Annotated in this window: 10 protein-coding genes; 1 reads left to right on the top strand and 9 read right to left on the bottom strand. The window is 40.0% G+C overall.

Annotated elements, in window-relative coordinates; genetic code table 11:
- Positions 1–147: 147 nt before the first annotated feature.
- From OZ660_RS16930 to OZ660_RS16970, 9 genes are all read right to left on the bottom strand, one after another.
- Positions 148–1,335 carry a nucleotide sugar dehydrogenase gene (locus tag OZ660_RS16930; RefSeq protein ID WP_274741729.1) on the bottom strand — a complete coding sequence of 396 codons (1,188 nt, stop codon included), beginning with the start codon at positions 1,333–1,335 and terminating at the stop codon, positions 148–150.
- Positions 1,336–1,499: 164 nt separating this feature from the next.
- Positions 1,500–3,161: a glycosyltransferase family 2 protein gene (locus OZ660_RS16935; protein ID WP_274741730.1), complete on the bottom strand. Its 1,662-nt coding sequence runs from the start codon at positions 3,159–3,161 to the stop codon at positions 1,500–1,502.
- A 97-nt stretch (positions 3,162–3,258) separates the two neighbouring features.
- Complete coding sequence (gene rfbB, locus OZ660_RS16940) at positions 3,259–4,341, bottom strand: dTDP-glucose 4,6-dehydratase (RefSeq protein WP_274741731.1); 1,083 nt, start codon at positions 4,339–4,341, stop codon at positions 3,259–3,261.
- 39 nt (positions 4,342–4,380) lie between these two features.
- Positions 4,381–5,250, bottom strand: a complete 870-nt coding sequence (gene rfbD / locus OZ660_RS16945; protein ID WP_274741732.1) for a dTDP-4-dehydrorhamnose reductase — start codon at positions 5,248–5,250, stop codon at positions 4,381–4,383.
- Between the two features lie 30 nt (positions 5,251–5,280).
- Complete coding sequence (rfbC, locus tag OZ660_RS16950) at positions 5,281–5,826, bottom strand: dTDP-4-dehydrorhamnose 3,5-epimerase (RefSeq protein ID WP_274741733.1); 546 nt, start codon at positions 5,824–5,826, stop codon at positions 5,281–5,283.
- Positions 5,827–5,853: 27 nt separating this feature from the next.
- The gene (rfbA, locus tag OZ660_RS16955; RefSeq protein WP_274741734.1) at positions 5,854–6,732 is read right to left on the bottom strand and encodes a glucose-1-phosphate thymidylyltransferase RfbA; all 879 of its coding nucleotides are present in this window, start codon (positions 6,730–6,732) and stop codon (positions 5,854–5,856) included.
- A gap of 133 nt (positions 6,733–6,865) precedes the next feature.
- Complete coding sequence (locus tag OZ660_RS16960; RefSeq protein ID WP_274741736.1) at positions 6,866–7,435, bottom strand: acyltransferase; 570 nt, start codon at positions 7,433–7,435, stop codon at positions 6,866–6,868.
- Positions 7,436–7,470: 35 nt separating this feature from the next.
- The gene (locus tag OZ660_RS16965; protein ID WP_274741737.1) at positions 7,471–8,547 is read right to left on the bottom strand and encodes a DegT/DnrJ/EryC1/StrS family aminotransferase; all 1,077 of its coding nucleotides are present in this window, start codon (positions 8,545–8,547) and stop codon (positions 7,471–7,473) included.
- Entirely contained in the window at positions 8,544–9,620 is a 1,077-nt protein-coding gene (locus OZ660_RS16970; RefSeq protein WP_274741738.1) for a hypothetical protein, read from the bottom strand. The genes OZ660_RS16965 and OZ660_RS16970 overlap by 4 nt, the downstream gene beginning before the upstream one ends.
- Positions 9,621–10,058: 438 nt before the next feature.
- Here OZ660_RS16970 and OZ660_RS16975 point away from each other — a divergent pair, with 438 nt between their 5' ends.
- Positions 10,059–12,533, top strand: coding sequence for a glycosyltransferase (locus tag OZ660_RS16975; RefSeq protein WP_274741739.1), 2,475 nt, complete (start codon positions 10,059–10,061; stop codon positions 12,531–12,533).
- Positions 12,534–12,539: the final 6 nt, after the last annotated feature.

A 12,539-nucleotide genomic window follows, 5' to 3' on the forward strand; every position in this document is an offset into this window, starting at 1 on the left:
TTCCTTATCAAAACAAATTAAAATTCCATTCATTTAAAGCTAGACCTTAAGACAAGGCTTCAACGTTAAAAGGGCTTGGTTTACTACAAAGCCCTTTTTAGACTTTTGAGCAATAGAGCAGATTATTACTCTGCACTAAGTTCTGAATTAGTCAGCGTTAAACAAGTCGCGACTATAAACCTTATCTAGTACGTCTTCGATATCACCAGTTACACGGTTGGCAACAATAACATCAGATATTTTTTTAAACTCTTCCAAGTCATTCACTACGCGTGAGTTGAAAAAGTCATCTTCTTTAAGCACTGGCTCATAAACAACAACTTCGATCCCTTTTGCTTTAATACGCTTCATGATGCCTTGAATAGCACTGGCGCGGAAGTTATCAGAACCTGTCTTCATAATTAGTCGGTATATACCAACAATTTTAGGTTTACGACTTACTATTGAATCGGCGATAAAGTCTTTACGGGTGCGGTTAGCATCTACAATTGCCTGAATCATGTTATTAGGCACTTCGCTGTAGTTCGCCAACAGCTGTTTAGTATCTTTCGGCAGACAGTAACCGCCGTAACCGAAGCTTGGATTGTTGTAATGCTTCCCAATACGTGGGTCTAGACCGACGCCTTCGATTATTTGCTTCGAATCTAAGCCGTGGCTTTCCGCGTAGCTGTCAAGCTCGTTGAAATAGGCTACACGCATGGCTAAGTAGGTATTGGCGAAAAGCTTAATTGCTTCGGCTTCAGTGCTGTCGGTGAATAGAACATCGATGTTCTCTTTTATTGCACCTTGCTGAAGCAGTTTTGCAAATACTTCGGCTCTTTCACTTTTCTCGCCAACAATAATGCGGCTAGGGTGAAGGTTATCGTAAAGGGCTTTACCTTCACGAAGAAACTCTGGCGAAAATATGATGTTGTCAGAGCCAAAGCGTGCTTTCGCGTCTTTGGTGAAACCTACCGGCACTGTCGATTTAACAATCATCACTGCATCAGGGTTAATTGACATTACTGTTTTGATAACCGCTTCTACACTACCTGTATTGAAATAGTTGGTTTGAGGGTCGTAATCCGTTGGTGTTGCAATAACAACATAATCGGCATCTTTATACGCCAACTCGGCGTCTAATGTCGCTTCAAGATCTAGCGTTTTTGTGGCTAAGTATTCTGAAATTTCTTTGTCTTCAATTGGAGACTTTTTGCTGTTTAGCAGCTCTACTTTCTCCGCCACAAGGTCAACAGCTTTCACTTCATTGTGTTGTGCAAGTAGCACTGCATTTGAAAGCCCAACATAACCTGTTCCTGCGACGGCTATTTTTAGCTTCTGCATTGTACTTTCCATTTAAATTACTCCAATTTTCTTCAAATTTAGATTTCGAAAGTCAGTCTTACATAGTTACTTTAAATATTGATGAAAGTAATAAAATATACCGCTGACATTACATTTCGTTTATTTCGTTTTGTATTAGTCCTGATTGCAATGAGCATGCATCAATGATGCCTAAACTATCTTGCGATCAGTTCTTCTGTTGTCTTAATAGAGAAGTTCTCTCGTTTGAGCGTTAAATTCGGGCTATATGCAGGGTCATTGGCTATATAGTTTGCCCAAGTATTTCTTAGATATTCAAGCTCTCTGTTAAAGCGAACTGCTTTTTCTGGCGAAATATCTAAACCTCGACTGACTGACTCATGGTGGAATAGTTCAGCTTCAGCACAGTAAACGTTCTGCACGCCAAGCTCTTTCACTTTCAAACAAAAATCAACGTCGTTAAAGGCTACGGAAAGATCTTGTTCATTAAGCCCTCCAACCTCATTAAACAAAGACTTTTTAACAAGCAAGCAAGCTGCGGTTACAGCACTGTAGTTGCTTGTGGCATTAATTCGATTGAGATAACCGGAATGGAAGCGAGGGAAATTTTTATGTGCATGCCCAGCACCGCCACCATAACCCAATACTACACCAGCATGTTGGATTCGTGTGTCAGAATAAAGCAACTTTGCACCAACACAACCAATAGACTCGCGCTCAGCCTGACCGACCATATAAGTAAGCCAGTCAGGTGATATTACTTCTATATCATTATTAACTAGGCCCAGTATACTACCGTTGGAATGTTTAACACCGAAATTATTGATTGCAGAATAATTAAATGGTGCCGGATATTCTAATACTGTTACTTTTTCAAGCGTATCAAGATACTTGAAATACTCGATACTTTCCTCTTCATCCGAACCATTATCAACCAATAATATCTCGTAGTTGGAATAGGTCGTTTTCTCCAAAATAGATTCTATACACGCTTTTACCAATGCCTTGCCATTTTTAGTTGGAATTATGAGACTAACCAATGGATTAGTACTTTTCCAAAGTAATCTATTTAATTTACGTTCTTTGTCAGTTTCAGCACGAACATTGGGGTTACTGTTAATACACTGCCCCACTTCCTCTAACTGCTGAATTTCGTCGATTAACGTTGATACTTGGACAAAGGGGAAAGGAACATGGGCGACCTTAATCGCCTCTTTTGAAAACGCTAAACTAGCCAACACCCCTGGAATTGAATTTACGGTCTCGTTATTAAAGTGCTTAAGAAGTGCTGCGTTAATAAACACTCCTGTTTTTATGTAAGCAGTAGAGTACAACAACTCAGGGTTCCAGCTTGGTAAAAAACGGGGTTCTGCTCTTTCGCCGTTTTCATTCATTGCATCGGTATCACAATAAACGATATCTGAGTCATGAATACACTTAAGCATATGATTAACTGCATTATCAACCACTGCATCGCCGCTGTTAAGCAGTAAAGTTGGAATGTGCGGGTCTAATTTTTTAAAGGTGTCAGCTAAAATGCCACTGTCTTTATCAAAAACAAACCAATGTGCTGCTCCGTGGGCTTCTACACTTGCAATAGTGTTGTTAGCGCTTAAACCGTTTGAAAAGATAACGGCCTGCCAAGGCTCATGTGCATCGCAAGTGTCTTTGAATATGTTTTGATGATGCGAAAGCCACTTACTATAAAGTGCCTGTGTCTGCTTTGGCGTAGGTGCATCATAAAACAGTCCAGCTTGTCTTATCGACTTTATATACAAACCAGTTAAGCGCTCGTTTTGTTTGAGCTTGTCTTTTAAGTTCTTTGGAACTAATTGAAGCGCAGCTCGAACTGCGCGCATAGTAATTTTTTTCATTAAAGCCGTTTTGATTGATTAGCAAAAAAAACCACCGCTAACAGGCGGTGGTTTTAGTGTATCATTGTAACAATATTAAACGTTAATTTCCGGTGCCTAAGCGTTCACCTTGATAGCTTCCATCTAATACCGCTTTCCACCAGCCTTCGTTCGCCAAATACCATTCAACAGTTTTACGAATACCGCTTTCGAAAGTTTCTTGAGGTTTCCACCCTAATTCACGCTCAATTTTACTAGCATCAATGGCATAGCGCATGTCGTGGCCAGGGCGGTCTTGTACATAAGTAATTTGCTCGGCGTACTTACTATCTTTCGGCTTAACTTCATCCAAAATTGAGCAAATAGTTTGCACCACTTCAATGTTCTGCTTTTCGTTGTGGCCACCAATATTATAGGTTTCACCAATCTCACCGTTAAGCGCGACCACCACCAATGCACGTGCGTGGTCTTCAACATACAACCAATCGCGAATTTGATTACCTTTACCATATACAGGAAGTGGCTTTCCAGCTAGCGCATTTAGAATAACCAACGGAATAAGCTTCTCCGGGAAGTGATACGGCCCGTAGTTATTCGAGCAGTTAGTAACTAATGTGGGTAACTTATATGTACGCAGCCACGAACGCACTAGCTGATCTGAACTTGCTTTACTTGCTGAATAAGGCGAACTTGGCGCGTATGGTGTTGTTTCTGTAAAGAGTGGAAGCTCTGTTCCTGGCTCAACTTCATCTGGGTGAGGAAGATCGCCGTACACTTCATCAGTGGAAATATGATGAAATTTAAAGCCAGCTTTTTTATCGACCTCAAGTGCAGACCAATACGCTCTTGCTTGCTCAAGCAAAGTGTAAGTGCCCACTACATTCGTTTGAATAAACTCACCGGGACCATCGATTGAGCGGTCTACATGCGACTCTGCCGCCAAATGCATAATAATATCGGGCTGATGCGTATTAAATACACGCTTCACTTCTTCAGCATCACAAATATCAACTTGTTCAAAGCTATAGCGGGCGCTTTCTGAAACTGACGTTAATGACTCTAGATTACCCGCGTAAGTTAGTTTATCTAAATTAACCACCGTGTGATCTGTGTCGTTAATAAGATGGCGAACAACTGCAGAGCCAATAAAACCTGCGCCACCTGTTACTAAAATCGTTTTACTCATTTTCTTCTTACCAAAATAATATAATTGTGTTCGTGCTATCTAGGCTTTCAATTCATCAAGCATATTGGACAACTGCTTTCGCCAGTGAGTGGGCTTGCACGAAGCAAATGCATCACGCGCAGTTTGTTTATCCAACACGCTATAGTGTGGACGCTTCGCAGGGGTTGGGTATTGGCTAGAAGGAATGGGTAATACTGGAATAGCACTACTAAGTAACCCTTTTTCAATGCCAAGCTCTTGAATAGCTATAGCAAAATCGTACCAACTTGCTACGCCTTCATCAGTCCAGTGGTAAACACCTACCGTTTTAGTTAGAGCAGCAGAAACGCAAACTTCAGCCAAACCTTTGGCCCAGGTAGGTGTACCAATTTGATCGTCTATAATGGAAAGCTGTGGTTTATCTGCCATTAAGCGCAGCATGGTTTTCACAAAGTTATTGCCATGAGATGAATACACCCAAGCGGTACGAATTAAACAACTCGCTTCGGGTAATACTTCAAGCAAGAGTTTTTCGCCTTCAGCTTTTGATTTGCCGTACGCACCTTGAGGTTCAATAGGGTCGTCTGTTAAATAAGGCGAACCTTTGTGACCGTTAAACACATAGTCGGTCGACACATGCACCATATAAGCACCATGTGCTTTACAGAAAGTCGCCAAGTTCTTAACCGCAGTGGCATTAATGGCATTGCACGCTTCAGTGTCTTCTTCAGCTTTATCAACAGCGGTGTACGCTGACGCATTAATCAACACATCAACTGACAAAGGCGCTAAAATAGTTTCAATGCTATCACTACTCGTAATATCAATATCATCACGCCCCAACAATGTAACTTGATGATCGCTATTTTTTAGCTCATGAGAAAGCTCAAATGCTAGCTGACCAGACTTACCTATAATTACAATATTCATTAATTACTAGTATCCAATCAAAAGCCCAAATTAAAATACAGGAGCGTCTACAAATGCTAAACCCGCTTCGTCTTTACTAGACAGCGAAGGTTTCTCACCATTTACTAACGGCCAAGCGATATTTAATGTAGGGTCATCATACTTTACTGAAACCTCAGACTCTGGGTGGTAATAGTCAGTACACTTGTATACAAACTCAGCTGATTCACTGGTTACGTAAAATCCATGAGCAAAGCCGGCAGGCACCCAAAGTTGACGCTTGTTTTCTGAAGAAAGCATTACCCCAACCCATTTACCATAAGTTGGTGAGTCTTTACGCATATCTACGGCTACATCGTATACTTCACCGCTAACCACGCGAACTAACTTACCTTGGGTTTGCTCCATCTGATAGTGAAGGCCACGAAGAATACCTTGACGAGATTTAGAATGGTTATCTTGGACAAAGTTTACATCTGCGCATTCTTTTTTAAACCAATCGGTACGAAAGGTCTCGAGAAAGAAGCCGCGCTCATCACCAAACACTTTTGGTTCGATGATTTTAACGTCAGGAATATCTGTTTTAACTACTTGCATGGGAAATATATATCCGTTTCTTACTTATTATTTGACGCGATCGTGAATAACTTTTAACAAGTAGTCACCATATCCACTTTTCTTAAGTGGCGCTGCTAGCTTTTCAAGTTGTTCAGCGTTGATATAACCCATTCTAAAAGCGACTTCTTCCGGGCAACATACTTTCAAACCTTGGCGTTTTTCGATGGCCGCAACGAAATTTGCTGCGTCTAAAAGTGAATCTAATGTTCCCGTATCAAGCCAGGCAGAACCACGCCCCATCAGTTCAACCTTTAGGCTTCCATCTTTAAGATACAAGTTGTTTAGGTCAGTGATCTCAAGCTCACCACGCGGTGAAGGCTTCACCTCTTTAGCAAAGTCCACTACACGGTTATCGTAATAGTATAAACCAGTAACCGCGTAGTTTGACTTAGGCGAAACAGGCTTCTCTTCAATTGATAATGCATTCCAGTCATCATCGAAATCTACTACACCGTAACGCTCTGGGTCGTGAACATGATAGCCAAAGACTGTGGCTCCATACTCTTGTTTAAATGCATTTTGCAATGATAATTTTAAGTCGTGACCATAATATATGTTATCACCAAGCACTAATGAACAACTGTCGTTTCCAATGAAGTTTTCGCCAATTAAAAATGCTTGAGCCAAACCATCTGGTGATGGCTGCACTGCATATTGAATATTCATTCCCAACGAGGAACCATCACCAATAAGGTCGATAAATCGCTGCTGCTCTTCAGGAGTAGTTATGATAAGAACATCTCGAATACCCGACATCATTAATGTGGTTAGTGGATAGTAAATCATTGGCTTGTCATAGATGGGCATGAGTTGCTTGCTTACTACTTTAGTTAAGGGATGCAAACGCGTGCCTGAACCACCTGCCAGAATAATTCCTTTTCTCATAAATTTGTTTCTTCTTTTTAATTTAATGAATTCAATGCAATACAATAACTGGATTTAGCGAGTGCTGGCCGTCTCTAAACGACAACCTTGAACTAAACAAATACCAAAATGCTTCTAATTAACAATTCTCTGATTACTGCTTTCTAAGCCCTTCGTATTGCTTTTGCAAATCTAAACAATCTCGCTTTCGTTCTTTTAGGCGCCTTGCAGGTGCACCCGAGTAGATTTGCCAAGCATCTAAGCTTTTTGTTACCAAACTTAATGCACCGACCGCGACTCCTTCAGCTAACGATACCCCTGGCAGGATTACGGAACCAGAACCTATCAAGGCATGTTGGCCAAAAGAAACAGGCGCGGTATCAACATTAGTATATTCCGAAGGTACGGTTGGATTCGTCAAAAAAGCACCAGAATAATCATCAGAAGAGGAATAAACAGAAACTCTCGAAGACAAGCCTACATAATCTCCCACAGTAATCTTCCCCGCTCCAATTAAGAGCGCGTAACAAGCAATATGAACGTTCCGACCAATTGTAATGCCGCCTGATCCAGCTGAAAGAATACAAAAATCATCAATTCTTACGTTATCGCCAATGCTTATCTTTGACGGGTTGTAAATACTAGCTTTGTCTGAAATTAAAACATTTGTTCCAATCGACTTGAACCCAAATTCGCTTAGCTCGTCCTCGTTATAAAACGCCATTATAATGTTCCCTCTTTAGTAATCAAAATATCAATCTATACAACAAACTTTTTCACTATGCTAACGACTTTCTCACACACCCCCATATCCAGATTAGGGTATATAGGTAAGCATAAAATTCTAGAAGCAACGCTCTCAGAATTCATACAATGATACCTTGTAGAAGTGTATTCACACATGTTGAGGCTTGGGTAAAAATATCTACGAGGAATAATATTATTCTTTTTTAGTTCTTGTTCTACATTTAGTAGGGTTTCTTCGTTGTTAAACAAGATTGGGGCATACGCAAAATTGTTTTCACTATTTTCATTCCACTTTTGAATAGCAACATAATCACGAAGCATTTCCTCGTAATAACTCCATATCCTTTGTCGTTCTGTAACAATGTATCCAATATCATCAAGAACACAAAGACCCATTGCAGCTTCTAATTCGTTCATCTTTGCGTTTGTTCCTTGCCCTTCTATGGTTGTAGGGCCTGTTATACCAAAATTAATTAGCTTTCGGCACTTTGCTGCAAGTTCATCATCATCTGTAATTATTGCGCCACCTTCGATAGTGTGGAACAATTTTGTCGAGTGAAAACTGACAGTGCTCGCATTTCCAAACTCTAGAACACTTTTCCCTTTCCACTGAACTCCAAATGCGTGCGCCGCATCGTAAACAACTTTTAACTGATATTTTCGCGCGATCTCTTCATAACGCTCAACCTCGCATGGATTCCCAAACACATGGACAGGGACGATAGCGGAGGCTGATTGCAAGTTTTCATGTGATAACGAATCAGGGCACAGATTAAAAGTAAGCGGATCAATATCTGAGAAAATAGGCTCTATTCCTTCCCAATTTAAAGTGCTAGCCGTTGCGGCAAAACTAAATGGAGTAGTTATAGCTTTACCTTTTATTCCGAGTGCTTTGTAGCAAATTTGTAGTGCAAGCGAACCATTGGCTACCAAGACTACGTTTTTTACATTTAAGTATGTAGCAAGCCTTCTTTCTAATTCTTGAAGTAGAACTCCTCTATTGGTCAACCAACCAGACTCAAAAACTTTATCAACATAGCTTTTGTATTTTTCAACATTTGGCATGTATGCCTTCGTAACGTTTATCATTTCCTTTCCTGAAAACACTTGTTATTGCCGTCTACAACTGTAAAAAGTCCAGATGGTTTGACGGAACGGTTTGGCAACGGGCTACCTGTGAGAGAGAGTGAGTTAATATCAACTTCGATATCTAGCAACCTACCTAGATCAAGAACTCGAGTGTCCTCATGCCAACCTTGGAATTCAATTAAAGGAGCTACCATCGGTCCTAATACAGCACCTTGAAATAACACAACGGTTTGTTTGCTCTCGCTTCTTAAATGCTCTATTGCCGTGCGTATATTTTCTAGTTGCTTGTCCCATTGCTGCAACGCCTGGTCTGGAGACATCGCCAAATAAAACTGTTTAGGCGAACCTTCACCTGCGAAAATATTGGGGTTCACTTTTAGCTTGTTCAAATGGGGGGGGGCTACCAACAGTATCGAGTCACCTTCGTCGAGCTTTGCAAGTATGGTTCTTAGCTCGCCTTCTTGATATCCATAGTTAAGGGGGAACGAATCAACAAAATCATTTACATCATCAACGCCAAAAGCAAGATTGACGAGGTTCCCCGTAATTACACCACGACGAATCTGGTCTAAACCATTTGTCTTCTGTTGTTCAAATAATCCTGAAGACCAACCAATGCCGGAAGTTAAACTTTGCATAAATACAATATTCGAGGAACGAATACAGTATTGGATAGAAGCCATCAAGTAAGGTAATAGATGAGAATCCTGAAGCTGCGCTTGGAGCACTTGAAAATTACGCTTTCTGAGATTGCTTTTACCGTTTGCAAGCAAATAAGCAAACATTTCCCAAAATCCATGGTTTACTTTGACGAATGAGTCTTTATGGTTTTCCCAAGGACTGTTAGGAGAAATAAAACGAAATTTATCGTCAAACTCTTCGAGAAGCGTTGAATCATTCATAGCCAAAACCGCCTTGCTCCTTTCAGCAATTTGCTCTATGAATAAGTTAAATTCCGTTTTTATGCCAAGTTTATCGGCAATAGATGAAAAAATAGATAAGGTTTTAGAGGTGTCTATTTTGATCTCGTTTAACCGCATGACGTCGGTTTCTTTTAAAATGTCTAGCGTCATTTAAATTCCCAATGAGCAATGAATAACAAGAATACTCCTCGAAACTCATTCTATATCCTTTTACCTTTGAGAGTGTTTAATCATGGTTATGTTCTAAAGCTTACAGTAACCAGTAACCGCGCTAATAAGCAATATTCATTAATCCTAAAAAGTTAAAAACTAATAACAATCATTTATCAACACACAAACACTCCACTCTTGTTCTACTTATCTAAAACTACAACCGCGCAATACCTCTCAAAGTTTGTGTTTTGTAAGTGTAATAATAAAATGTTTTGAGCTCCACAATGGGCCATTAACCAGTGAGTTTCTGACCTGCTAATGGTACCATCGTCACTAAAAGTAGTATACCTCTTTACATTTTCTGCCTGTATTCAATACTTTCAGACTTAAACAATATATAAACTACCTAGGCGACTTCCTGAAGATTCAATGACAATGCAGTTATTAAAAAATTTAATATTTCCACTCGGTAAGTGTACTTTTAGGCTTGCCACTGTAGTTTTCAAACAGTTAAAAAATCTTCGCATCAAAAGGCAAGCCAAGATACTTGAAAAATCAAAATATTTTGACGCCAAATGGTACTTGAGCGAATATCCAGATGTCGCGAAAGCAGAAGTTGTAGCTGAAGAACATTACATAAGAAGCGGTTACATAGAGGGTCGACTCCCAGGACCTTTATTTGACGAGGAGTATTACCTCAATCAAATAGCTGCCCCAATCCAACGCGATATACCACCAATTATTCATTATGAATTATACGGTCGGCACCAATGTATTGAACCCGAGCGGAAGTTAGACGCCGATATCTGGTGGAAAAATCTCAAAGAACTGGGGTTGCCCGAGAAACCAGAGCAAATCATTCACGATATAAGCACAAAGAGGGTGACAATCGTTATCCCCATTTTTAATGGTGCAAGCTTTCTTCGAAATTGCATCGACAGTGTACTTAAGCTTAGGGGCGCCTATGAAGTAATCTTAATTGACGACTACAGTGACGAAGTTGAGATACCAGAGCTATTGAATTACTACGCTACTCAAAGCAAAGTCTCTATTTTAAGAAATACTGAAAACCTAGGCTTCACCAAAACTGTTAATAAAGGCATTCGTGAAGCTTCTGGGAATGATATAATAATCCTCAATTCTGATACTGTAGTTCCTAAGACACTAATCAAAAATTTAAAGTGTGCCGCATATAGTCAAGACAGAATAGGAACCGTCACCCCTCTATCTAATTGCGCAGGCCCCTTTTCTATTTTTACTGAGAGCGCTGGCTCATTAGAATCCGCAAGTCCAAGTGAATTGACACGACTATTGTCTCAAGGCATACAACTCGAGTCACTTGAAGTTCCTACTGGCCACGGCTTTTGTATGTATATAAAGTCCACTGTGTTCGATTCAATTGGATACTTAGACGAAGAAGCTTTCCCCAGAGGATATGGTGAGGAGAATGATTTTTGCTTCAAAGCCCATTTAGCAGGCTGGAAAAATATAGTTGACCCGCGAACATTCGTCTTTCATCACGGAGCAAAGTCATTTGGAACAGAAAAACTGAAGTTAATTGAAAGTGGCGTCACAAAATTGAATGAGCGCTATGGAGACTACGACGCCCTGATCAATAAAGGCTTTTCGTCTAAGCCGTTTCAATTTATGAAAAAGCGCGTTTCACTTCTTTTACAGAACTATGATAGCCTTTTTTCACAATGTAAACCGAGGATATTATTCGTTATTGCAACCGAAGAAGGAGGAACCGCAAAAACCAATAAAGACCTTATGATGTCTATTCAGAACGAGTATGAAACCTTTCTATTAAGAAGTAACTCAAGAAGAATTAGCTTATACTTGATCACCGGGCAAGAGGAACTGCACCTACAAACAAATTACCTTAACTCTCCAATAACACCGAACACCCATACTAGTATTGAATACGACAATCTTTTAATAAGCTTGCTTAATTTGTGGTCCATAGAATTGGTTCATGTTAGACAGATCGCCTGGCACAGCATTGGTTTAGTCAAGGAAGCTTTGAAGCTTGGTATCCCTACCGTATATTCGATTCACGATTTTTACCCCGTATGTCCTTCAGTTAAGTTGCTAGACAATGAGAATAATTACTGCGGTGGTAATTGCACAGAGGGCTTCGGGATGTGTAATATCGAATTGTGGCCCAAAGAATATTTTTCGAATTTAAAGCACCGTGACATAAAAAATTGGCGTTACATATTTGATTCGATGCTCTCGCATGTACACTCAATCATTACAACATCCGAGTTTGCTAAAAATGTCACAATACAAAACCTGCCGTCTGCGTTAAACAAGCCTTTTCATGTCATTCCACATGGCCGTGACTTTACTCATTTTTCTTCTCTGGCTCAGAGGCCTGAAAGCGGCAAAAACGTAAGATTATTAATGCTAGGGACGATAGTCAAAAGCAAAGGGAGCGATTTCATCTTGCCAATATTGGAAAAGTTCTCAAATTTTGAAATTCACTTACTAGGCAAACTAGCAGACACTGAAATAACGCATCCTAGGTTTTTTGAGTACGGTGCTTATAGAAGAGATGAAGTTTCTCTTGAAATAGAAAAAATCAATCCTAGCTGGGGCTTACTCCTATCTATTTGGCCCGAGACATGGTGTCACACTTTGACTGAAATGTGGGCAAACGGAGTTCCTGTGATAGCTTTTGATAATGGTGCTGTCAAAGAAAGAATAGATATCAATAAATGCGGAGTATTAGTAAAAAATGCCAATCTAGATGACTTATTTAATGTTCTAAATGAGGTGCCAAAAGCGACAATCTGGCAAAATTATGCTGAAAACGTCACAAGATGGCAAAAGAATGAAGGAAGAAGGCAAAATTTGAAACAGATGTCTCTACAGTATACTAGCGTTTATAAAAACATTATAAGTTAAAGGTAA

The sequence above is a fragment of the Alteromonas sp. 009811495 genome, from assembly GCF_028865455.1.
GTDB lineage: Bacteria > Pseudomonadota > Gammaproteobacteria > Enterobacterales > Alteromonadaceae > Alteromonas.